Raw genomic sequence first — 21,460 nt, 5'->3', positions numbered from 1 at the left:
GGCAGCCGCGGGGCAGGTAACCGGCGGCTAAAAAATGTGACTTGCCTCTCAATGGGTACGAGTATACAGTCATTTGGTATACCAAAGCTTGATTCCGCATATGCGAGACGTCTTTGTTCTGATCCCCTCACTCCCCCTTTGGAAAGGCCTGCTCCATGCCCAATGAAGCGAAGACCACAGGCAGTACCGTGTCCGCCCTCGTGGATGCGCCGCCCTCACGTTCTTTCCGTGCCCGTCCTGCCCAGTGGATCGCGATGATCGCCCTCTCCACCGCCATCTGCGCCGTTGCCATCATGATCGGAACCCACAAGTTCCACCTCGGCCCGGCCGCCATCGTCCTGATGCCCATCCTGTGGACCGTGCTTATCGGCGGATTCCTCGGCGTCCAGAGATGGAAACCCATCGGAGGGCGTGCCCGGGCGGTGTCCACGCACCTGATGGACGTCTCTATTGTTTTCTTCCTGGCAGGCCTTGGCACGCAGATCGGCCCGTCGCTGACGAAGTTCACCAACATCGGCCCCGCCATCCTCCTGCAGGAGGTGGGCCACGTGGTGGGCACAGTAATCCTCGCCCTCCCGGTGGCAGTTGCGCTTGGCCTGGGCCGCACGGCCATCGGTGCCACCTGGTCGATCGACCGTGAGTCCTACCTCGCCTTTGCCATCCAGCGCTTCGGTGTCCGCTCCCCCGAGTACCGCGGCGTGTTCGCCGTGTGGGTGCTGGGCAGCGTTTTCGGAGCCGTGTTCATTTCCCTCCTGGCCGGCCTCCTGGGCGGACTGGACTTCTTTGATCCCCGCGCCCTCGCTTTGGGCCTGGGACTCGGGTCCGCCTCCATGATGCTCGGCGGCGTGGGCGCCCTGTCCATCCTGTACCCGGAGATGGCAGGCGAAATCATGGCCCTCGCGGCCCTCTCCAACCTGGTCACCAACATCGTCGGCTTCTACGCCGGAGTCTTTGTCGCGCTGCCCATGTGTCAGAAGCTCTACAGGATGTGGTCCCGCATCTTTGGACGGGACGACCTCGGCCGCCGTGTCCGCCGCGGCGCTCTCGTTCACGCTGCGCAGGGAACCAAGCCGGGCGGCGCAGATGCGGCACCCTTGGACCGGGCTAGGAATGAACCTGGGGAGGCATCCGACACGGTGGACGTCTACGGCATCGAAGAGGACCCCGCTGTTGTCCGCACCCCCAGGACGTGGCTCATCGCATTCGCCGCCACCGGAGCGGCTGGCTTCCTGCTGAATGCCCTCGGAACCGGTTCAGCGCTACCGGTAGACGTTACTGGCGTGCTCATCCTCCTGGCCCTTACCGCCGTCGCGCTGGTGCTTGCGAAGCTCGTCCCGGCTGTCCCGTCCAGCATCTGGGTCCTGGCCCTGGCCACCATTGCGTCCGCGACGTTCCTGCCCATCGGCCCCTTCATCGCCTCCACCACGCAGCACATCAACGTCCTCTTCGCGGGCCTGCCCATGATCGCCCTGATCGGCATGTCGCTCGGCCGCGACGTGAAGGCACTGCGCTCATTGAGTTGGAAGATTGTCATCGTGGCTCTGATGACCTTCACCGCGAGCTTCCTGGCCGCGGCAGTCATCGCGCAGGTTGCCTTCCAGTTCTAATGCATGCTGCGGTAGGGAAGGCGCCGGTTCCCGGGATCGGCGCCTTCCCGCCGTCGTTCCCAGCACTGTCAACACCGCCCAGCCGAAAGGAATGAACAATGCTCATTACCAACGTCCGCCCCTGGGGCGGAGACGCCGTTGACCTCGAGGTTCGCGAAGGGAAGATTGCGGCCGTCCATCCCGCGGGGACCGCCGTCGTCCCTTCAGACACCGCAGCCGCAGACGCCGCCGGAAGGGCCGCAGACGAAGTCGGCGGGGCGGTGGACGGACGGGGCCGGATAGCGCTGCCCGCGTTCACGGACGTGCACGTCCACCTCGATTCGACCCGGATCGGGCTGCCGTTCCGGGAGCACACCGCCTCGCCGGGTGTGTGGAACATGATGTGCAATGACCGGGAAAACTGGCGCGACACCCCCATCCCCTACAAGGATGTGGTGGCCGGAACGCTGGAACGAATGATTGCGCGGGGCACCACCCGCGTCCGTTCCTACGCCCAGGTCGACGTGGACTGCAAGCTTGAGCGCTTCGAGGCAGTGGTGGCCGCAAAGGAGCGATTCGCCCACGCTGCCGACGTGGAGATCATGGCTTTCCCCCAGGCAGGCTTGTTGCTGGAGGACGGCACGGTCCCGCTCCTCGAGGAGGCCCTGCGTGCGGGGGCCACGACCATCGGGGGCATTGACCCGTGCCAGCTGGATCGCGACCCGGTCCGCCACCTGGACATCGTGTTCGGCTTGGCTGAGAAGTACGGTGTGGACGTGGACATTCACCTGCACGAGCCTGGCCATCTGGGGGTCTTCAGCGCGGAACTCGTCTTCGAGCGGACCCGCGCGCTGGGCATGCAGGGACGCGTGTCACTGTCCCACGCTTATGACCTGGCCAACGTCCACCCGGATGTGACCGCCAGGCTCGTGGAGCAGATGGCCGAGTTGGACGTGGCCTGGGCAACTGTCGCCCCGGCAACCGGCGGCACGCAGTTCGACCTGGCCCGGATGACCGAGGCCGGGATCCGTGTCGGTTTGGGCGAGGACGGCCAGCGGGACTACTGGAGCCCGTACGGCAATTGCGACATGCTCGACCGCACCTGGCAACTGGCCTTTACGCACCGGCTGCGCAAGGACCGGCTGATCGAACACTGTGCGGCGATCGCCACGATCGGGGGTGCCTCCATCATGGACCGCACCGTCCAGCGCCTCGCCGGCCCCGACGACCGGCCCGGCCTGGCTCCCGGAGATCGGGCCGACATTGTCCTGGTGGACGGCGAGACCGTCACGAGCACCGTCATGGACCGCGGCACCGACCGCACGGTCATCCACGACGGCCGGCTGGTCGCCGACCGGTTGGTCGTTTTTCCCGACCCGTCAAAGTAGTTCGCCGGGGTGGCACCCCCGGCGCAAGTCACTCAGGGTGCCGTGCACGAACCGGGTCGGTCAGTATTGCCGCTTCGTCCTCCGCCAGCCTGATCATGCGCAGTTCGTCAGCCACCGCGCGGGCTGGCCAGTAGTCCTTCGCCAGTTCCCTTGCCCGTCGTCGGTCCGCTGCCGGGAAGAGTTTGTCGAGCTGCCCGGACGCCTCAAGCAGGGCAACGAGGGCCGTGGTCCTGGCACCGGACGGCTTACCCTCCAGCGCGGCATTGAGCTTGCGCCGGATCGCCGCCTCCGGAGCATGGTCCTTCTCCGGATACCGCACGGTCCTAAACACTCCCAGATGCGTTTCGCCGACATGATCCACGATGCCCCGTGACGCCAGCCCTTCGTAGACACGCTGCACTTCCGCGCGCCCCTCCAGCATGGAGACCCACCGCTTGGGAGTGTGCGGCCGGGACTTGTGGCGGATGAGTTCCAACTGGTGATCGAACTCCGTCTGCGGCGCAGCGCCGGTAGCCCGGACATGCTTCCCCTGCAGGCCGATAGCCCCGATCAATTCCAGTTCAGCCAGGATTGCCCCCGCCAACGTGGTCCTGAGAATGTAGGCCGGCACCTCGGGTTCTCCGTCCGCGTCGTTCGTAACGAGCAGGAGGAAAGCCTGCGGAACGCTCAGCTCCTCCGCCGGCTCCTCGGCCGGTTCCCCGGCCAGTTCGGCCGGTTCCCCGGCCATCCGTTCCTCACCATTCGGTGTTTCAGCATCCATACGATCATGGTGGCGCAGTTGGGCGGCCACCACAACGGCGGCGGCAAGGGCAACTTTCGTACGGGCTCGGCAGCCCGGTAAATTTGAGCCGATGATTCACATTGACCAAGATGACCCCGCGCGGGGGGATGTCAGCCAACTCCTGAGCGAGCACCTGGCGGACATGTTCGCCACCTCGCCGGCGGAAAGTGTGCACGCGCTGGACCATTCCGCACTGTCCACCCCGTCGATCACGTTCTGGACGGCCCGCGAGGACGGCGTGCTCCTGGGGTGCGGCGCGCTCAAGCACCTCGATTCCCAAGACGGCTCAGCGAGGCACGGAGAAATCAAGTCCATGCGCACCACGGCGAGCGCGCGGGGGCGAGGCGTGGCCACCCTGATGCTCAGGAACATCCTGGATGTGGCCCGGACCCGGGACTTCGAGCGCATTTATCTCGAGACAGGAACCGAGGACTATTTCGCGCCTGCACGGAGGCTCTATGTCCGCCACGGCTTCACCGAGTGCCCTCCCTTTGGCAGCTACGTCCTGGATCCAAGCAGCGTCTTTATGGAACTCCGCCTTTAAACGCCAGGGCCACCCCGCCAGCCGTACGCTGGCAGTTCAGGCCACTTTCAATCTCATCTACGCATAAGGAAACACACCCGATGACCATCATTGTCACCGCAGAATTCACTCCGAAAGAGGGCGCCTACGACCAGGTGGTCGCCGCCCTCTCCCCCGCCATTGCTGAAGTGCACGAAGAACCCGGATGCCTGCTCTATGCCATCCATGAATCGCCCACCGGCCAGATCATGATGATTGAAAAATGGGAAAGCGCGGACCTGCTCGACGCCCACGGTGCCGGCGACGCCGTCAAGCGCCTCAACGCCTCACTCGACGGGCTGCTGGCAAAGCCGGTGGACGTCACCCGACTGGTACCGATCCCCGCCGGGACTCCCCACCAGGGCGCGCTCTAGCAGTACCGGACACCTGCCAGCGGACGACGGCGGGACCTCCCGCCGTCGTCCGCTTTCGTTAAGTGCTGCCTTGTAACACAGGCGAAACGGCGTGGATCGGCAGCGGAAACGTGCGGGTCGTACGCTGGCTCCAACGTCCCGTTAAGGGAAACATTTTTGGCTCGTATCTGGGGCGGCCATTGAGCCTAAGTTGGGGAATGAGCCGTGAAATCACGTTCCGGAAATGCCCAGGAGACTGCCGCTTCACGTTCCGAGGACGCCGATCCTCCTGCTGATTACACGTTCGTGGGACCTTACGACACACAGTGCGATCGGGGTCAGTGTTTCTGCCACTCGCCTGAGTAGGACACGGACGACGGCGGCCGCCTGTGCTGGCCCGGCGTGACCATCGAGGCGTAACCGGCATTTTGTTGTGCCGTGGTTCGCGCTTCCCGCCGACTTAGCCGGCTCCCACTAACTAACCAGGGACGGTAACCACGCTTTCCAGCACGTCCCCAAGGTCGAATATCCCTCTGGTCGTGCGCCAAAAAATTTAGTAAGCATGCTTGCCAAGCGAATAGTAAGCGTGCTTATTGTAGTGGCGTGCAATGTCCTGCAGTGAGGCGTTGTCATCCCCGTTTCACCGAAATACTCCAAGGAGACACCATGCTCGCCAAGGAACATATCGACGACCTGCTGACCCGCGATGGAAAGGTTCTGTCCACCGAAGGGGACAAGATCGGCTCCATCGGCCAGATCTATACCGATGACGACAGCGGCCAGCCCACATGGGTTACCGTCAAGACGGGTCTGTTCGGCACGTCCGAGTCTTTCGTACCACTCGAGGGGGCACGCGTCGACGGCGACAACATCGTTCTTCCCTACAGCAAGGACCAGGTTAAGGACGCCCCCAGGGTGGACACTGACGGGCACCTCGAGCCCTCGGAAGAAGAGCGCCTTTACCGCCACTACCAGCTCAACGGAGCAAGGGGCCGCACAGAGGCAGATACCGGCCGGAGCGCGGATTTTCCCGGCACTGAAGGCCAGGCCGGCACGGGATTCCGGCAAGACTCGGAGGACCGCGGCACGGTGGGCCGTGACACGTCAGGTCCCACGACGGACGACGCCATGACCCGCTCCGAGGAGCGCCTGAACGTCGGCACCGAGCGGCAGACCACCGGCAGGGCCAGGCTGCGTAAGTATGTGACCACCGAGAACGTCACGCAGACCGTTCCGGTGCAGCGCGAAGAAGTTCGGATCGAACGCGAACCGATCACGGATTCCAATGCCGGTGCTGCCATGAGCGGGCCCGACATCAGCGAAGAGGAGCACGAGGTTGTCCTCCACGAGGAACGGCCCGTGGTCGAGAAGGAAACCGTTCCGGTAGAGCGCGTGCGGCTCAACAAGGACACAGTGACCGACGAGGTCACAGTTGATGAAGAGGTGCGCAAGGAGCGCATCGAAACTGACGGTCTGCGCGACGACCGCCGCTGAGAACTAAGGCAGAGTGCCAAGGCCCATGCAGATTCGTGGCTTGGCACTCTGCCCCTCATCACTTGGTCTGCCCAACACTGTCCGACCGTGGAGGTTCCAATGCACACGTCAGAAAAGACCGCCCGCATAGCCCAGGCCCGCCAGCTTCAGGAAAGCCTCGTCACTCAACTGGCCAGGGGGCGGGAGTGGGCCACACCTGGAATTGAGGCGGCTTTGCAGCGGGCGCTTTCCGGGCTCGACAGCGGCATCGAGGCCGCGTCCCCCCGAATCCAAGCCAGCCTTCGTGCGATAGCCGACGAACTGGCAGGCGGAGTCGAAGCCGTCGTCCCCCGTGTACACGAGGGGATCACGAGGATCACGCCTAAGGCTGCGGCGTTAACCACCGAGCCCGCCAAGGGTGCAACCCGAGGCGGGGCGCAATCGCTTTACCGGTGGTGGGCTGCAGGAGTCGCGGCGGCAGCGGCTTTTTGCGGAGTGATGCTGTGGCGCAGACGTCAATCCGCTATAAAGGCGGCGGCCGCTACCAGCCCGGACAATCCGCCCACGGGCAACGCAGACTACCCGGAACGTCCGGAAGCGCGGGCCTCGAAGATGGCAAACGGGACCGGCCCCCACGGGGCCGGTCCCGTTGCTCTGCGGCGAAGCAGAGAACCATCCGAGGCCTCACCCTGTCCTTGGATAAGGATGGGGGTCCCGCAAAGAGTCTGCGTGCCCGTAACTCAACACGGCTGGCGGGGCCGCACTCGCCGTGTCGGCCGGAGTACCTGGCGCGGAACCTAGTGCCGCATGATGCACCACTGCCTGCAGGTACCGCATGGCCGTTTCCTCTGTCAGGCCGTACTCGCGGATCAAGGACCACACGTCCAGTTCAATCATGGAAAGCGGAATCTGGGTGATGACGGCACCCACTCTCAACCCAAGCTTCAGCAACAGCTGACATAGTTTGGTTATGCGTCGCGCTGCTTCAACCGCCCGGATTACATCCTCGCTGTGAACGCGTGGGCAGAGGTTCTGTAAAGCGTCAGCGCAGCCCTGACGTCCCACTCAACAATCATGGGCACGGACAGCACCGATCCCACGCCCTGACTGGCAACGGCAGCAGAGTACCCGGACCAGCGGCCATCGAGGGCGGTATCGGGAATGTGAACGAATTCCGAACTCGCCACCGCGGCCCGGGCAGGACCGTCCTCGAACAGGCTTTGCAACGCGTCGATTTCCCTGGCCCTGGCCGAGCCCGACGCAAAGTTCCGGACGTCGCCCCGGACGAGGAGCGCGATGGCCCACTGGAAATCACGGGCCGCACCGCCGACGTCGTCCATGAATACCTGCGCGGCCTCGCTAAGGAACTGATGCACGCCGGGAGTGTCCAAGATGGCAGAGTGGAAATCAGCGGGTTGTTCCGCTGCAATGTGCGACGGGGTAGCTTCGGCCATGTTCCACGCTCGAATCAAGACGCTCCGGCTCACTGCAAAACCTGTAGGTAAAGCATAAGTCCGCGCCGCGCAATCCGGCCCGTCCATCGGCCTTGCGCGGAGCGGGAGACCGGTGCCGGTAGCAGGTGATCCGCTATTCCGGCAGATGTTCCCGCCGTCGTCCGGCCAGCTCGCTAAACCGGTCAACAGCCTGCTGGGCCGCCGACTGCAACTCCGGATCCGAGGAAACAGCCCGGGCATAGGTGCCCAGGGCGGCAAGGGCGTCGATGAGCAGCCGGGCGGCTTCTCCGGAGGCACCGCCGCCCTGCAGCAGTATGGCCTCACGATCAGCCGCAAGCGTGTCAGCCATGGTGCCCACCGTGATGCGCTGCCACACATCGGGAATGCTCTCCACGCTCGCCAGCTTTTCGCGCAGCGGCCATGATGCGATGAATCGGGCAAGCCAGGCCTTGTGCAGCTTTTTGTGCCGCCATCCCTGCCAATGCGGGTAGAAGCTGAAGACGACGGCGAAGGGCGCGATGATTCCTAGAACCACAAGCGCCCAGTCCGCTTCCGCCGGATTGGGTCCCTCTGCCGCGTCGCCGTAAATGCCAAGCATCACGCCTGCGGCAATACAGGCCAGGATCCACGTAACACCCAAGATATCCCGGGTGCGCTTCTGCGATCTCGTGGCGTACTGGACGGGGGCTGGTTCGGAGACGATGAGGGCTTCGGTCGCAGTGAGCCCGGTGTTCAGGAGTTTGGATGCCGCAGCGCCCTGCAATCCGGAGTGGTGCGGCACTTCCAGGTACACCGGCGGCAAGCCCTGCGTTTCCTGTGCACGCACAATAGTTCCGTCGTCCATGTCTCCCCCACTTAGGCCGTCCGGATTGGACTCTTGAGTATAAGGTCCGGTGCACGCCGTCCACCCTTACGCCGCGAGGAAGAGTGCCCAGTCAGGGAAGGGATCCACCGGTAGTGGCGGCCCGGTCTCGTCGAGACCGGCGGCACTGGCAAGGACATTCAGCCAGTCAGGCGGTTCCCGGTCTTGGTCGTCGCCCGCGTGGCCGGGAAGGTCGGGCCAGTGTGGCGGTTCCCAGTCCGGTTGGCCGCTCGGATAGGAGCGCCCCGCCGGTGAGATCCAGCCCGGCGGCTGGTCCCGGGTCGCACCGACCGGTTTCCACGCCGTGGTGTGTTTGAGCCGGTGGTGCCTCCGGCATGGCTGGGCCAGGTTCGTGATCCCGGTGCCGCCTCCCTCGGACCACGCCAGCAGATGATCCGCTTCATTATCCAGGGAAAAGTTGTTACAGCCCGGAAAGGGGCACCGGCCGTCCCGAAGCCGCAGCCACTGACGCATCGCCTTCGGAACCCGGTAGCTCTCGCGTCCGATCTCCAGCGGCGCCCCGGTCCGCGGATCGGTCAGCACCCGCAGGAACGACTCTGCGCCATCCCCGACAAGCCGGCGGGCCATACTCGCCGGCACGAGACCATACCCATCCAGCGTGGCCGGTTCCTCGCCTGCGCCCAGGAGCGATAACACCGGAACACTCACCAAAACCTGCGCCCTCGGCGACGGGATACCTTCCACCACCCCCGCCAGCAGCCAGTCAGCAGCAACGTCCGCCCGCAACTGGGCCAGGGTCCGGGATTCCGCCGGCCCCTGCAGGGCACGCGCCGCTTCCGTGGCACGGGACCACACACCCGCTGCCACATCCGCAGCCACGTAGGCCGAAAGCCAGGCCATGCCGTCCCGGTCCGGGACATACTCCAGCCGCCGGTCCTCCACGCCCTTGCGGTGCCGCTCCTCGATGCTCACCGGATGGTGCCGCTCACGCCAACTGCGCGCTTTCGCCCGGAACCTGCCCGGCACCAGCTCCCCCGCCGGGCAGCCACGCGCAGCAAACGGAGCGTCCGGGTCCAGGAAATGCGCCTCCAACGCAGCAGCACCACCCGTGTCCAGGTTGGCGGTCTCATCACACATCACCCGCGCGTGCTGCCACGAAATACTCCCTGACCCCAGCGCAGACAGCGTCAACGGCAGGGACGTGGTCAGCGCGGCCGACTCCGCCAGGAATGCCGCCGCAGACCGTTCACTCACCGTCAGGACACAGGCGACCTCTGCCGTCACCGCCATTTCCCGGGCGGTGCACTCCTGCGGGGAAACAGCCGGGACCGCCACGGCGGCGGCAGCGCGGGCATACCCCGCAGCGAAATGCACCTTCAACCCGGCCAGCATGGCTTCCATCCGGCCCGCCACGCCCAGACCGTCCAGGCACGCGTCCGCTTCATCCCGAAGAGGATCAGCACCAGCCACGGCACCATCCCCGGCCCCGCGACCGGCCACAGCAGCCAACGCAGCAAGGGAAGCCTCCATGGCCTCCACCGTCTCCGCAACTGCCCTGCTATCCATACCCACAGCATCCCAGCAGGCACCGACAATAAACGCCGCTTCAGGTTGCGGGCAAAGGTCAGCTTTCCAGGATCTGCCTGATGCCGAACTCTCCCACGGCGAACATCCGCGGGTTGTCGTCCGAGTTGCTCAGCATGGCTGTGGACAGGATGAGGGCCCAGCCCCGGGCCCTCATCCAGGTGTCCCCGTCCACTGCGGGGCCAAAGGCGCCCATGAAGCGCCGGCGGGCGCCGGCGTCGAACATCAGCCATCCCGCCGCGAGATCAACAGCCGGGTCCCCCGCCCCGACGTCGCCGAAATCGATGACGCCGGCCAGGGAGCCGCTCTCCGCCAGCAGGATATTGGCCGGGTGAAGGTCCCCGTGGAGCATCATCGCCGGACCATCCCAGGCTTTAGCGGCACGGGACTGCGCCCACACCGTTCTCAGTGCTGCAGCCTGCGGGTAGCGTTCGCGGTCCCCGAGCCGTTCCACTACCGCAATGTCACGGTCCGTCAGCGGCACACCGCGGAAAGGATTCACCGGGACGCCGGTTTCGGCGGGCACGTGGAGGGCCCGGAGGAATTCGGCCAGGCCTTCGGCGGCCGGGCCACGGCCTGCCGGGCCGACGTCGGCCGCGGCGGCTCCGGGTACCCACCGCACGATGCTCCACGGCCAGGGAAAGTCCGACGTCGGCCGGCCGGCATGGACGGGGACAGGAACGGCCACCGGGGAGCGGCGGGCTATGTCCGGAAGGTAGCGCTGCTCATGGAGTATCAGCGAAACGGCCTCCGTCCTCCGCGGCAGCCGGACGGCAAGGTCGTCGCCGAGCCGGAAGGTCGCGTTGTCCCAGCCATTGGCAACCCGCGTCAGAGGACGGTCACCGAGGTCGGGCCGCTGCTCCCGGACGAGACGCTGGACCGCGGCGTCACTCACTTCCACCGTGGCCGGTGGCATTCCCGCCATTCAGTGATCCGCCTTCCATTGGTTCTGCGATGAAGTCTATGACTGACACGCTTGCGGGCCAGAACTGCCCGGACCGCGGGGAAAGGGCAGCGGACGACGGCGGGACTTCCCGCCGTCGTCCGCTCGCGTTGGAGGACGGGCAGCGTTCTTACGGTGACGGCTCTGCAAACAGGCGGATCAGCCCGTCGATTTCCCGGGCTGCTTCGGTAGGGTGCCGGAAATGCCGGTGCGGCTCAATGTTGTAGCGGGTGCGGCGTCCCACCCGGGTGCGGTGCACGTAGCCTCCGTCTTCGAGGTCCTTGAGGATCTGGAGCGCTGCCCGTGGCGTGATGCCCACCCTGTCGGCGATGTCCGCCACGCGGATGTCCGGGTCGGCCGCCACGGACAGCAGCACGTGCCCGTGGTTGGTGAGGAAGGTCCAGCCTGCCCGCCCGGAGGCGGGCGGGCCAGGCAGGGGCGCTTCGTCCAGGTTCATGTCCGGATCGGCTTCTTACCAGGGCGCCGCCACAAGGGTTCCAGGGCGTCGATCTCCTCATCCGAGGCGGTCCCGAAGGGCGGGTTCTGCGGTGCCGGGAGCGCGTGGCGTCCCTGCCCGCGGGTGGCCCAGAGGCTTGCCGCCACGGATACGCCGAGGATCGTGGCGATGACGGCAAGGGATACGGGGGTGGGGATGTAGTAAACGTCGATCTTGAGGAGCATCTTGATACCCACCCAGATCAGGACCAAGGCGAGTCCGATCTTGAGGTAGATGAACCGGTGGATCAGGTCGGCCAGCAGGAAGTACATGGCGCGGAGCCCCAGGATGGCGAAGGCGTTGGCGGTGAAGACCAGGAAGACTTCGTCGGTGACGGCGAAGATCGCCGGAATGGAGTCCACCGCGAAGATGATGTCCGTGACCTCCACCAGGACCAGGACGGCAAGCAGCGGGGTGGCAAGGAGTGCGCTGTTCCTGCGGATCAGGAACCGCTGGCCGTGGAAGTTCTCCGTCATGGGCACCCGACGGCGGAAGAGCGCCAGGGCCTTCGACTTCTCCGGGTCCAGGTGCTCATTGCGGTGGCGGATCATCTGGTAGCCCGTGTAGAGAAGGAAAGCTGCGAACAGGTACAACACCCACCCGGCGCTGGCGATGATCGCGGAGCCGGCGGCGATGAAGATGCCCCGGAACACCAGGGCGCCGAGCACACCGAAGAACAATACGCGGTGCTGGTACTCCCGGGGCACCGCGAAGTACGTGAAGATGATGGCCCAGATGAACACGTTATCCACGGCGAGGGACTTCTCGATCAGGTAGCCGGCAAAGTACTGCTGGCCGAACTCCGCCCCGTAGATCCGCCACACCAGGGCGCCGAAACCAACTCCGAAGGCCACCCAGACAGCTGACCACACGGCCGCCTCCCGGACCCCGATCACATGCGCCCGGCGATGCGCGAAAAGGTCCACGGCCAGCATGAGGACAATGACGCCAAGAACGGCCAGCCAGGCCCAGAGGGGAACATTCATCAGTGAAACCCGCTTCCAGTCAGTTCAACCAACTGGAGGTCTTTCCCGGTCCCTGGGGACCTGTCCCGCCGGGCCGTTCAGGGACGACCGGACTGACGACGGAACATTCAGGGGATACTCCCCTCCGTGAGAAATAGTGAAACACATTTCACCTGTTGGGACAATGGGTGAGTTTTGCCAGTCCGGGAAGGTGCGGAGCGCGACGGCGGGCGGACGACGGCGGGCGGACGACGGCGGGCGGACGGCGGGCGGACGGCGGCGGGTGGACGACGGCGGGCGGACGGTGAGCGGACGACGGCGGGCGGTCCCGCCGTCGTGGTTTGACGGGAAGGCCCGCGGTTGTTCACAGTAAGTCGGTGCTCTTGAACGTTGAACATAGCTCCCCGGGCACTCCCGCCCCCGGCACACGGCCGCGGCGGCGGCAGATTGCGGCCCTCCTCGGTTTTCTGGCGGCGTCCTGGACTGTTTCGGCGCTGGGCTCGCTGCCGATCAGGATGAACGGCGCCTGGTACGCGGCTGCGGACAAGGCGCCGTGGACGCCGCCGGGGTGGATGTTCAGCTCTGTGTGGCTGGTGCTGTACGCAGCCATGGCGGTGGCGGCGTGGCTGGTGTGGCGTCAGCGGCATTCCCCGCGCCGGGAGGCGCTCAAGGCCTATGGCGGCCTGCTGCTGCTGAACCTGTCGTGGCCGCTGGTGTTCTTCGGCATGTACCCGGTGATGGGTACCGCCGCACTCTGGCTGGCGCTGCTGGTGATCGCGGTCCATTCCGTGATCGCGACCTTTGCAGTACTGCACTTCGGACCGATCAGTACGACGGCGGGGGTGCTGATGCTGCCCTACGTTTCGTGGCTGGTGTTCTCGGCCAGCCTGAACCTGTACGCGGCCATGAACAACTAGCGGCCCTGAACAACTAGCGGCCTCCCGTATCGGGTATCAACTCGGGTAGGGTCTGGCGGTATGGCGTTGCAACTTGTTCAGGTGAATTTCAAAGCTAGGGATGACTCAGCGCTGGGCCGGTTTTGGGCGGAGGCGCTCGGCTGGGGTGTTTCCAGCGAGGGACCCGGTGTGACCAATGTTGAACCCGTGGGCTTCGCCTGGCCGGACCCCGCCGCCGTGTGCGTCGACGTCGTCACCGTCCCGGACCCCGAAACGGTGAGGTACCGCGCGCACCTCGATCTCGCTACCACTTCTGAGGCGCATCAGGCGGAGCTGGTCGCGCGACTGTTGGAGCTCGGTGCAACGCCCGCAGATGTGGGCCAGGGTGATGTGCCGTGGACGGTCCTGGCTGACCCGGAGGGCAATGTGTTCTGTGTGCTGGAGCCTCGGGAGATCTACCGGGACACCGGGCCGATCGCCACGGTGGTGGTCAACTGCACGGATCCGCGGGCCATGGCACGGTTCTGGAGCGAGGCTACTGACTGGAGCCTCCACGAGGTGACCGACGACCATGCGAGGCTGCGTTCGCCCTCGGGTGTCGGGCCGTACCTGGAGCTACTCCGTACGCCCGGCGAGGATACCGTGTGGAACCGTATCCACCTCGACCTGATGCCGTACCCCGGCGACGATCAAGCGGCAGAGGTGGCCCGGCTGCGGGCCCTGGGCGCCACGGTCGCCGACGTCGGGCAAGGCAATGTGCCATGGGTATGCCTCGCCGACCCAGAGGGCAACGAGTTCTGCGTCCTCGCCCCGCGCTGACGCTGCTTAGCCCCGTTTCACACCACCGAGGTGGCGTTAGCGGGCGACCCCGTGCCTCCTGTGATGTTGAGCGGTTTGATGCTGATGAAGGCGTCCCAGCTGCCGGTGGTCCGCATGTGCCGGCAGAGCGGTCCAAGCCGCCACAACTCCCCGAGCGGCAGGCCGAGTTTGGCGAGGAGTTGCTGGTGCATCATGCCGCGGTCGTTCGGGGCGGAGTTGAGGAAAGGGCTACCCGGCACGACGGGCAGGCATTCGAGGGCGAAATTGTCGGCGGCGAGAAGCGCAAGCCTGTTGTCCCACGCCCAGGCAACGAATTCCTCCGATTGGGCAATCCCCGTGGCGCGCCGGCCATCGCGGGTCTGCTCTTTATCTCTGGCGGTCAGCCCCAGGAACCATTCGCACCAGCCGGTGTGGAGCATGAGGATGTCCCCCGGGCGGATGCTGACTGACTGGGCGGTCAAGGCTGACTGGATCAGATCCAGGCTGAGCGGTTCTCCTCCCTCGTGGTCGATCGGAGAGCCCTGGCCGGTGCGGTAGCCGTCGAGGTCAACCAGCACTCCCCTGCCGACGATGGGATTCTCTGCCCATTCCTGGATTCCCAGATCCGGTGTGCCCTCCTTTACCCGGCCATCCGGGGTGCCGTTGTAGAAGCCGACATCGTCGGCCCGGCGGTGCCTGAGCCCGTCGATCTGGGTGGATCCCTGGAGGTAGTAGCCGTCCAGGTAGTCATCGCGGTGGGCCGGATGGGAGGAGTAGATGGTATGCCGGGGAGCGCCGCGTTTCAGTGACATTCCGGGGTCGAAGGCGTCGGCCGGGTAGTCCAGGCCGAATACTGCGCCGGTCCTGATGGATTTTCTGGCTTCCAGGATGGCGTCCTGTGTGATGAAGGAGGGCGTTCCGCGGTCCGGCTCGGGAAACAGTCCCCAGGACGTGCCTGCGAGTCTTCCCTCCCGGTCAAGGAGTTCGGTGAAGGTCGGGTAGGTTCCGCCGTAGGTGTTCACGTTCATCGCGTGGTTGCTTCCTGGCGCGTCTGCCCTTGTTTCTGGTGGGGCTTGTAGCTGAGGAGGAATCCTGCGACCGCGCAGACGGAGGCGGCGATGCACATGGGGGACTTGATGGATTCATTGATGAATTCCAGCCAGGTTCCTTCGCCTGCGATCAGTGCGAGTGCCTGGCCGGCCACGAATACCACTCCGCCGAGGAGGAGGGCTCCGAGGGTCAGGACGAAGATGACCTCGGTGGTCCGTCTGATCTGATGCATTGGTCTGGGTTCCTTAGATCGGCAGGACGCCGACGATGATCAGCACACCGATGCCCAGCAGCGGCAGGGCGTAGTGGGTGAGCAGGCGGGCGAAAGTCTTGATCGGGTCCACATCTGCGATGCCGCAGGCGACATACAGCGGCGCGCCCCCGGGCGGGACAGCCGCTTCGCAGGAGGAGAAAACCAGCACCGCGACGGCCGCGGTGGTCGCCGGAACACCGGCGGCAACCAGTGTGGCGACGCCTACCGTTCCAACGGCGGCCATGGTGGCCGTTGCCGACAACGGGGCCGCGACAGCGATGACAATCAGCCCGATCAGGATGGCCAGTAGCCACAGTGGCAGGTCCAGCTGGTTGAGCAGGGCCGTCATCTGCTGGGGCAGGCCGGTGGCGGCGAGGGCATTGGCCCCCGCGAAGGCGAAGACCACAGTGATGCCCACGACGCCGAACCTCGGGGCGGAATTCTGCAGCAGTGCCCACCATGCGCGGCCGGTGCCGGGCAACTGCTTCCTGCCCAGCACCGCGCCCGTGATGATGAGGACCACCGGGATCCAGACGATGACGCTGACGGACTTGGCGACGTCCCCGCCTGTCCAGTCCGACAAGGCGGCGGCGATGGCCCCGGAGGTGATGACCAGCGGGATAGCAACCACAACGAACAACAGCATCGTGGCCCAGCCCCGGCTGAATGCCGCCCGGACGGGCAGGCGGTGTGCAGCATCAAGGGGTGCCATTCCGCTCTTGCGGATCAGCAGCCAGGTGACGATCAGCCGGTGCAGGAAGCACCACAGTCCCCCGATGAGCAGGGGCAGGACAAGCTCGTTGACGTTCAGCAGGGGCCCGACGGTGGCGGATCCAACGAGCACAAACATCGACGCGCTGAACGGGAAGGTGATGCCCATTCCGGCGTTTCCCGCGACGAGCGTGGCGGCTGATTGCTTGTCCAGCCGTGATTTCTCCATCCAGGGGATGGTCACGGAGCCCACGGTCGCGGCAATGGCAGCCTGGTTATGGACGACTCCGCCGAGGCCCGCCGATGCTACCGTCGAGACCCAGGCGGGACCACCCTTTACGCCGCCGATCAGGGAGTTCAGCAGGTCGATGAGCCGGTCCAGCACCCCGGTTTTGTCCAGCAGGTATCCCATGAAGACGAAGGCCATCGTGGCGTAGACGATTTCGTCCGTCATGGCCGACATCAGCGCTTCCCCGCCGATCTGCGCCGCGGAGGTCCCGGTGAACGGGAGCACCACAAGGAATCCGAGGATCATGGCCTCCCCGACGCTGCGCTTGACCAGTGTTGTCCATAGCAGGATGACGGCCAGGTAGGCTGCAAGGGCCCAAATGCCGATCATGGTGCCGCTCCTGACGGGGAATTTACTGCTGCGGGGAAGTTCATCGTTGATTCTTGTCCCTGATTCTTCCTGATGACGGGGTCAGCGCAAGGCCGGAGCCGTTGGCACCGTTTCCTGGGCCATCCGTGACAGGGCTGTGGCCGAGGCGGCGGTCATCTCGGCCGGTACCCCGAGGTCAGCAAGGTAGCTTGCGGTGTCCTGCATTTCCTTCGAGCGCCGCTGGGCATGCTTGGCTGTACCAACGAGGAACCTGTCGATGACCGCCTGGCCGTCGCCGGCCAGTTGCCCCGCGATCTGGGCCCGGATCCACTCTTCAAGCCCTGCCGCCCGCCCCGCGGTGACGGCCTCGACAACCACCGAGGCCAGGCCCTTCATCAGGACACTCCGCAGGAGCTTATGCGCCATGGCAGCGCCGGGCTCCCCCTCGGTGATTGCTAGGTCGACACCGAGCGGTGCCAGCAGATCAGCCAGGGCCTGAGCCCCGGGCCCGCTCACCATCAGGGGTGTCTTTTCTCCCAGCGCGGACACGGGTCCAAGGATGGCGACGTCGGCGAATTCCGCCTTGCTGGGGAGCTGTCCGAGTTCGCGCATGACGCCCGGGGAGGATGACGTAAAGTCCGCGTAGCAGCTGCCCTCCTGCAAGACCGGCAGGCATTCCTGTGCGACGCTTCGCGCGGCGGCAGCTCCGGTCAGGACAAGGACGATGTCGGCGCCGGCGCAGGCTTCCGCGGCAGTCGCTGCACGGCTCACGCCGGCCGGAGTGGATGGGGCAACGGGATCAAACCCGCTGACCGTGTGGCCGGCGGCGGTGAGTGCCGCGGCGTAGGTGGCTCCGGCTTCGCCGAGGCCGATAACGGTGCACGCTGTCATGATTTCTCTGTCTTTCTTGCTTTAGCGGCGGCCCGCGACGATGGCTTGCCGGCGGTTGGTTTCATCAGCGAAGACTGCTTCCGCCGCCTCAGCGACGGCAGCTGCCTGCTCGCGGGGAACCACAACTACGCCGTCTGAATCGCCGATGATCACGTCGCCGGGAAGGACGGGGACGCCGCCAAAGGCGAGCGGCGTTCCAAGGCGGAAGGGTCCGTTCTTGTAGGGGCCAGCCGGGGTGGTGGTCCGGGCGAACACCGGCATGCCGATCTCCGCGAGGGCTTCCGCGTCGCGGGCTGCACCGTCCAGCGCGAAGCCGGCGATGCCGAGGTTGATCGCCCGCTCACCGATGAGTTCGCCGAGGAGGGCGCGGGATTCATCCCCGCCGCCGGAAACAACAATGACGTCCCCGGGCCGCGCGAGCTCCAGGGCCCGGTGGATGCCCTGGTTGTCTCCCGGCCGTGTCCAGACGGTGAAGGCGGGCCCGGCGAGGAGGGCTCCCGGCCAGATGGCCTGGATCGCTGAGTTCGCTACGCCGAGCCGGTCCATGGCGTCACCGATGTTGGCAGCGGGCAGCTTGGCGAGCCGTTCCACGACGTCCCTGTCGGGTCGGGGAAAGTCGGCGTCGATGGTGTCAATTGCTGGGGTAGTCATGGTGATTTCTTCCGTGGAGTGAGTGCGGGGGTTAGTCGGTCTTCTGGACGAGCGGGAGGACCTTCTTGAAGTCCTCCTCCTGCGCGGCCCAGAACTGCTTGTACTCCTCCGAGGAGAGGTAGCTGGTCTGGAGGCCGAGGTCGGTCATTTTCTGCGCGACGGCCGGGTCCTCGATGGCCTTCTGAATGGCGGCCTCGAGCTTCTTTGCTACGGCATCGGGGAGCCCTGCCGGGGCGGAGTAGCCACGGGCGGTCCCGGCTACAAGGTCGTAGCCTGATTCCTGGAACGTGGGAACGTCCGGCAGCGAGGGTGCGCGTTCCGGGGTCATAACGCCCAGGACCCGGGCCTTGCCCTGCTTGGTCAGGTCCGTCACGTCGCTGACGTTGGCAACAAGGATGTCCACGTGCTTGCCCAGGAATGCCGTGGTGGCCTGCGATGCGCCTTCAGAGAAGTGCACCGGCGCAAATTCGGCGCCGATCGTTTCCTGGATCTGGGCCAGGGCGAAGTGTTCACCGGTCTGCAATCCGGTGGTGCTGGCTGTCATGGACTTCGGGTTGGCCTTGGCCGCGTCGAGGAGGTCCTTCAGTGTTTTGTAGGGGCTGTCCGGCTGCACTGCGATGACGGTGGGGTCGATGACCTGCCGGCCAAGCGGCTGGAAGCTCTCGCGGGTGTACTTGGCGCCCCGGGCAGGATCCAGGGGTGAGACCACGACGGACGGCGAACCGGTCGCCCCGATGGTGTATCCGTCAGGTTTGGCGCTGGTCAGCTGGGTGTAGCCGATCTGTCCGCCTGCGCCCGGCTTGTTGACGACCTCAACGTTGGTGCCGAGCTCCTTTTCCAAAATCGGCTGGATGAGGCGGGCGGCGGTGTCGACGGCGCCGCCAGAGGAGAAGGCGACGACGAGGTCGATGGACTTGCCCTTCTTCGGGAAGTCGTCAGCGGCGGCAGCGTTGGTGGATCCGGCATTGGCGCCGCAGCCGGTCAGTGCGATCAGGGTGGCTGCAGCGAAGGCAGCGGCGATGCGTGAGCGGGTGAACATGGTTCTTCTCCTTTGAAGTGCGTGCTGGGGGCAGTGCGTGGAAGGGTGGTGTTTAGGTTTCGGGGTCTTCGTTGAGCGCCTTGGGCTTGCGGAGCTTGAGCAGCGGGCTGAAGACGATCAGGATGCCGAGGCCGATCAGGACCGCGGAGATGGGGCGGCTGGTGAAGATGCCGAAGTCGCCCTGCGAGATTTCGAGGGACTCCCGCAGGGAGCGCTCCATGAGCGGACCAAGGACAAGGGTCAGGACCATGGGGGCCAGCGGGATTTGCAGGTGGCGCAGGGCGAGGCCGAGGAGACCGAATCCGATCATCACGAAAACGTCGAAGACGCTGAAGTTGATCGTGTAGGCGCCGATGACCATGAACAGCAGGATGAGGGCGGTCAGGATCGACGACGGCACGCGCAGGATGGAGGTCCAAAGCCCGACCAGCGGAACGTTCAGCAGGAGCAGGAGCAGGTTTCCAATGAAGAGGCTGGCGATGATGGCCCAGGCGATCTCGGAGTGTTCCGTGAAGAGGGTGGGCCCCGGGGTGAGGCCCTGCTGGAGGAAGGCTCCCATCAGTACGGCGATCGTCGGTGATGCCGGAATTCCGAGCGTGAACAACGGGATCAGTGCGGCGTTTGCGTGGGCGTTATTGGCCGTCTCGGGACCGGCGACACCTTCAATGGCGCCCTTGCCCAGCTGGTTCCGGTGGCGGGAGAACTTCTTTTCGGCGCCGTACGCCAGCAGGGATGACACGGAGCCCGTCATGCCCGGGATGAGCCCAAGGCCGAAGCCGATGCCAGTGCCGCGGGCCATGGCCGGCGCGCTGCGGCGCCATTCCTTGCCGGTGGGGAGCAGCGAACGCAGGTTCGGTGCGTGCACAGTGGGGGTGGCGGTGTCTTTGCGGTAGGAGAGAAGTTCCGAGAGGCCGAAGACACCCACGATCACGGCCACGAAGCTGACCCCGTCCAGGAGCCGGTCCATACCGAAGGTGAACCGCGGGGCGCCGGCCACCGGGTCGATGCCGACCATGGCGATCAGCAGGCCCAGGGCGCCGGAGATGACCGCTTTGACCATGGACTTGCCGGCCAGCGCGACAAGCAGGGAAATGCCGACAACCATCAGGGCGAAGAACTCGGGTGGTCCGACCAGCAGGCCCAGTTCCCCGAGGGGTTTGGCTGCCGCCACCAGGCCGATGGTTGCTATCGTTCCGCCCACAAAGGATCCGACGGCGGCGATGGTCAGGGCAGCTCCCGCCTTGCCGATCTTTGTCATCGCGTAGCCGTCGATCGTGGTGATTGCCGAGGCAGCTTCACCGGGAGTGTTCAACAGGACGCTGGTGATGGTTCCCCCGTAGGCGGTGCCATAGAAGATGGCACACAGCATGATGATCGCGCCGGTGGCATCCAGGTTCAGAGTGAGGGGGATGAGCAGTGCGACGCCGGCCACCGGGCCGATGCCGGGCAGGACTCCGATGATGGTGCCGAGCAGGCAGCCCAGGAAGGCGAAGAGCAGATTTTGCCAGGTCATGGCGGCCGCGAAGCCGCCCATAAGTTCGTTGAAGATATCCACGTCTAGAGTCCGATCGCGTTCAGCAGGGGGAAGGCCGAGACGGGCAGCGTCACGTTCAGGCCGTAGTTGAAGGCGTAGAACGCTCCCACGCTGCCTGCGAAGGCCGTGATCAGCGACGAGAGCCAGGACCTGCGTCCGCGCAGCTTCAGGTGGTACATGAGGAACACGAACATGCTCAGCTGGAAGCCGAGCAGGTCCATCACGGCCGCGAGGATTGTCAGGCTCAGGACGACGGCGATCACCAGGGCGCGGTCAACGCCGTCGACGGTGTCACTCGGGCGGCGCAGCTCCTGGATCAGCCAGAGAACAGCCATGGCAACAAGGACTGCCCCCATCGCGAAGGGGAACAGGCCCGGTCCCGGGCCGAGGGACGTCCAGAGGCCCAGGTCAGTTGAGCTGACCAGGACATAGACGCCGACGGCGGCAAATGCGCCGATGCCCACCAGCACGGAGGGCGCCACCCGGGCGGCGCTCTCCGGTTTCGTCATGAGTGACTCCGTTGTCATCGTTTCCTTCTTACTCGCCTGTGCTATTTCATACAGTGAAACTATATTGCGTACAGAGAAATAGTGACAGGAGACACAGTGAGCTGTCAAGCGGAAGGATGTTA

The 21,460-nt window shown here is 65.4% G+C and carries 22 protein-coding genes; 7 read left to right on the top strand and 15 right to left on the bottom strand.

The features are described 5' to 3' along the window. Nucleotides 1–155 precede the first annotated feature (155 nt). Entirely contained in the window at nt 156–1,607 is a 1,452-nt protein-coding gene (locus tag RW112_RS14970) for a DUF3100 domain-containing protein (RefSeq protein WP_317782534.1), read from the top strand. A gap of 98 nt (nt 1,608–1,705) precedes the next feature. After that, nucleotides 1,706–2,974, top strand: a complete 1,269-nt coding sequence (locus RW112_RS14965; RefSeq protein ID WP_317782533.1) for an amidohydrolase family protein — start codon at nt 1,706–1,708, stop codon at nt 2,972–2,974. 28 nt (nt 2,975–3,002) lie between these two features. Here the strand turns inward: RW112_RS14965 and RW112_RS14960 are convergent, their stop codons facing one another. After that, nucleotides 3,003–3,701 carry a GOLPH3/VPS74 family protein gene (locus RW112_RS14960; protein WP_317782653.1) on the bottom strand — a complete coding sequence of 233 codons (699 nt, stop codon included), beginning with the start codon at nt 3,699–3,701 and terminating at the stop codon, nt 3,003–3,005. 124 nt (nt 3,702–3,825) lie between these two features. Between RW112_RS14960 and RW112_RS14955 the strand changes: the two genes are divergently transcribed. The 3 genes from RW112_RS14955 to RW112_RS14945 all read left to right on the top strand — a co-directional run bounded on the left by RW112_RS14955 (nt 3,826) and on the right by RW112_RS14945 (nt 6,164). Continuing rightward, nucleotides 3,826–4,299 carry a GNAT family N-acetyltransferase gene (locus tag RW112_RS14955; RefSeq protein ID WP_317782532.1) on the top strand — a complete coding sequence of 158 codons (474 nt, stop codon included), beginning with the start codon at nt 3,826–3,828 and terminating at the stop codon, nt 4,297–4,299. Nucleotides 4,300–4,379: 80 nt separating this feature from the next. Further along, entirely contained in the window at nt 4,380–4,691 is a 312-nt protein-coding gene (locus RW112_RS14950) for a putative quinol monooxygenase (RefSeq protein WP_317782531.1), read from the top strand. A 645-nt stretch (nt 4,692–5,336) separates the two neighbouring features. Next, complete coding sequence (locus RW112_RS14945; RefSeq protein ID WP_317782530.1) at nt 5,337–6,164, top strand: PRC and DUF2382 domain-containing protein; 828 nt, start codon at nt 5,337–5,339, stop codon at nt 6,162–6,164. Nucleotides 6,165–7,141: 977 nt separating this feature from the next. Here the strand turns inward: RW112_RS14945 and RW112_RS14940 are convergent. The 6 genes from RW112_RS14940 to RW112_RS14915 all read right to left on the bottom strand — a co-directional run bounded on the left by RW112_RS14940 (nt 7,142) and on the right by RW112_RS14915 (nt 12,429). Then, on the bottom strand, nt 7,142–7,519 hold the full coding sequence (locus RW112_RS14940; RefSeq protein ID WP_317782529.1) for a GAF domain-containing protein: 378 nt from the start codon (nt 7,517–7,519) through the stop codon (nt 7,142–7,144). A gap of 211 nt (nt 7,520–7,730) precedes the next feature. Then, on the bottom strand, nt 7,731–8,441 hold the full coding sequence (locus RW112_RS14935) for a hypothetical protein (protein ID WP_317782528.1): 711 nt from the start codon (nt 8,439–8,441) through the stop codon (nt 7,731–7,733). 66 nt (nt 8,442–8,507) lie between these two features. Continuing rightward, the gene (locus RW112_RS14930; protein ID WP_317782527.1) at nt 8,508–9,986 is read right to left on the bottom strand and encodes an HNH endonuclease signature motif containing protein; all 1,479 of its coding nucleotides are present in this window, start codon (nt 9,984–9,986) and stop codon (nt 8,508–8,510) included. Between the two features lie 58 nt (nt 9,987–10,044). Next, nucleotides 10,045–10,929 (bottom strand): aminoglycoside phosphotransferase family protein, encoded by an 885-nt coding sequence (locus RW112_RS14925; RefSeq protein ID WP_317782526.1) that lies wholly within the window; start codon nt 10,927–10,929, stop codon nt 10,045–10,047. Nucleotides 10,930–11,077: 148 nt separating this feature from the next. Beyond that, nucleotides 11,078–11,404 carry a winged helix-turn-helix domain-containing protein gene (locus tag RW112_RS14920; protein ID WP_317782525.1) on the bottom strand — a complete coding sequence of 109 codons (327 nt, stop codon included), beginning with the start codon at nt 11,402–11,404 and terminating at the stop codon, nt 11,078–11,080. Next, the gene (locus RW112_RS14915) at nt 11,401–12,429 is read right to left on the bottom strand and encodes a TerC family protein (RefSeq protein ID WP_317782524.1); all 1,029 of its coding nucleotides are present in this window, start codon (nt 12,427–12,429) and stop codon (nt 11,401–11,403) included. Before RW112_RS14915 ends, RW112_RS14920 begins: the two co-directional genes overlap by 4 nt. A 356-nt stretch (nt 12,430–12,785) precedes the next feature. Between RW112_RS14915 and RW112_RS14910 the strand changes: the two genes are divergently transcribed. Continuing rightward, complete coding sequence (locus RW112_RS14910; protein WP_317782523.1) at nt 12,786–13,325, top strand: TspO/MBR family protein; 540 nt, start codon at nt 12,786–12,788, stop codon at nt 13,323–13,325. A gap of 60 nt (nt 13,326–13,385) precedes the next feature. Beyond that, a complete protein-coding gene (locus RW112_RS14905) occupies nt 13,386–14,123 on the top strand; it encodes a VOC family protein (protein ID WP_317782522.1) in 738 nt (245 codons plus the stop codon). Nucleotides 14,124–14,140: 17 nt separating this feature from the next. On the opposite strand, the gene RW112_RS14900 is transcribed toward RW112_RS14905, so the two are convergent. From RW112_RS14900 to RW112_RS14865, 8 genes are all read right to left on the bottom strand, one after another. Next, nucleotides 14,141–15,130 (bottom strand): cyclase family protein, encoded by a 990-nt coding sequence (locus RW112_RS14900; RefSeq protein WP_317782521.1) that lies wholly within the window; start codon nt 15,128–15,130, stop codon nt 14,141–14,143. After that, on the bottom strand, nt 15,127–15,384 hold the full coding sequence (locus tag RW112_RS14895; protein ID WP_317782520.1) for a hypothetical protein: 258 nt from the start codon (nt 15,382–15,384) through the stop codon (nt 15,127–15,129). Before RW112_RS14895 ends, RW112_RS14900 begins: the two co-directional genes overlap by 4 nt. A gap of 13 nt (nt 15,385–15,397) precedes the next feature. Next, nucleotides 15,398–16,735 (bottom strand): TRAP transporter large permease subunit, encoded by a 1,338-nt coding sequence (locus RW112_RS14890; RefSeq protein WP_317782519.1) that lies wholly within the window; start codon nt 16,733–16,735, stop codon nt 15,398–15,400. Nucleotides 16,736–16,816: 81 nt separating this feature from the next. Further along, entirely contained in the window at nt 16,817–17,605 is a 789-nt protein-coding gene (locus RW112_RS14885; protein ID WP_317782518.1) for an NAD(P)-dependent oxidoreductase, read from the bottom strand. A 21-nt stretch (nt 17,606–17,626) separates the two neighbouring features. Then, entirely contained in the window at nt 17,627–18,256 is a 630-nt protein-coding gene (locus RW112_RS14880) for a methyltransferase (protein WP_317782517.1), read from the bottom strand. 31 nt (nt 18,257–18,287) lie between these two features. Next, the gene (locus tag RW112_RS14875) at nt 18,288–19,295 is read right to left on the bottom strand and encodes a tripartite tricarboxylate transporter substrate binding protein (RefSeq protein ID WP_317782516.1); all 1,008 of its coding nucleotides are present in this window, start codon (nt 19,293–19,295) and stop codon (nt 18,288–18,290) included. A gap of 52 nt (nt 19,296–19,347) precedes the next feature. Continuing rightward, nucleotides 19,348–20,850: a tripartite tricarboxylate transporter permease gene (locus RW112_RS14870; protein WP_317782515.1), complete on the bottom strand. Its 1,503-nt coding sequence runs from the start codon at nt 20,848–20,850 to the stop codon at nt 19,348–19,350. A gap of 2 nt (nt 20,851–20,852) precedes the next feature. Next, nucleotides 20,853–21,356: a tripartite tricarboxylate transporter TctB family protein gene (locus RW112_RS14865; RefSeq protein ID WP_317782514.1), complete on the bottom strand. Its 504-nt coding sequence runs from the start codon at nt 21,354–21,356 to the stop codon at nt 20,853–20,855. Nucleotides 21,357–21,460: the final 104 nt, after the last annotated feature.

This window comes from Arthrobacter sp. B10-11, assembly GCF_033142195.1.
Classification (GTDB): domain Bacteria; phylum Actinomycetota; class Actinomycetes; order Actinomycetales; family Micrococcaceae; genus Arthrobacter; species Arthrobacter oryzae_C.
This window is presented reverse-complemented; position numbering and strand designations above follow the sequence as displayed.

Excerpts from the sequence above, each read along its gene's own strand:
- RW112_RS14970 (WP_317782534.1), top strand. The coding sequence starts at position 156 with ATGCCCAATGAAGCGAAGACCACAGGCAGTACCGTGTCCGCCCTCGTG.
- RW112_RS14965 (WP_317782533.1), top strand. The coding sequence starts at position 1,706 with ATGCTCATTACCAACGTCCGCCCCTGGGGCGGAGACGCCGTTGACCTC.
- RW112_RS14960 (WP_317782653.1), bottom strand. The coding sequence starts at position 3,701 with ATGGCCGGGGAACCGGCCGAACTGGCCGGGGAACCGGCCGAGGAGCCG.
- RW112_RS14955 (WP_317782532.1), top strand. The coding sequence starts at position 3,826 with ATGATTCACATTGACCAAGATGACCCCGCGCGGGGGGATGTCAGCCAA.
- RW112_RS14950 (WP_317782531.1), top strand. The coding sequence starts at position 4,380 with ATGACCATCATTGTCACCGCAGAATTCACTCCGAAAGAGGGCGCCTAC.
- RW112_RS14945 (WP_317782530.1), top strand. The coding sequence starts at position 5,337 with ATGCTCGCCAAGGAACATATCGACGACCTGCTGACCCGCGATGGAAAG.
- RW112_RS14935 (WP_317782528.1), bottom strand. The coding sequence starts at position 8,441 with ATGGACGACGGAACTATTGTGCGTGCACAGGAAACGCAGGGCTTGCCG.
- RW112_RS14930 (WP_317782527.1), bottom strand. The coding sequence starts at position 9,986 with ATGGATAGCAGGGCAGTTGCGGAGACGGTGGAGGCCATGGAGGCTTCC.
- RW112_RS14925 (WP_317782526.1), bottom strand. The coding sequence starts at position 10,929 with ATGGCGGGAATGCCACCGGCCACGGTGGAAGTGAGTGACGCCGCGGTC.
- RW112_RS14920 (WP_317782525.1), bottom strand. The coding sequence starts at position 11,404 with ATGAACCTGGACGAAGCGCCCCTGCCTGGCCCGCCCGCCTCCGGGCGG.
- RW112_RS14915 (WP_317782524.1), bottom strand. The coding sequence starts at position 12,429 with ATGAATGTTCCCCTCTGGGCCTGGCTGGCCGTTCTTGGCGTCATTGTC.
- RW112_RS14905 (WP_317782522.1), top strand. The coding sequence starts at position 13,386 with ATGGCGTTGCAACTTGTTCAGGTGAATTTCAAAGCTAGGGATGACTCA.
- RW112_RS14900 (WP_317782521.1), bottom strand. The coding sequence starts at position 15,130 with ATGAACGTGAACACCTACGGCGGAACCTACCCGACCTTCACCGAACTC.
- RW112_RS14895 (WP_317782520.1), bottom strand. The coding sequence starts at position 15,384 with ATGCATCAGATCAGACGGACCACCGAGGTCATCTTCGTCCTGACCCTC.
- RW112_RS14890 (WP_317782519.1), bottom strand. The coding sequence starts at position 16,735 with ATGATCGGCATTTGGGCCCTTGCAGCCTACCTGGCCGTCATCCTGCTA.
- RW112_RS14885 (WP_317782518.1), bottom strand. The coding sequence starts at position 17,605 with ATGACAGCGTGCACCGTTATCGGCCTCGGCGAAGCCGGAGCCACCTAC.
- RW112_RS14880 (WP_317782517.1), bottom strand. The coding sequence starts at position 18,256 with ATGACTACCCCAGCAATTGACACCATCGACGCCGACTTTCCCCGACCC.
- RW112_RS14875 (WP_317782516.1), bottom strand. The coding sequence starts at position 19,295 with ATGTTCACCCGCTCACGCATCGCCGCTGCCTTCGCTGCAGCCACCCTG.
- RW112_RS14865 (WP_317782514.1), bottom strand. The coding sequence starts at position 21,356 with ATGACAACGGAGTCACTCATGACGAAACCGGAGAGCGCCGCCCGGGTG.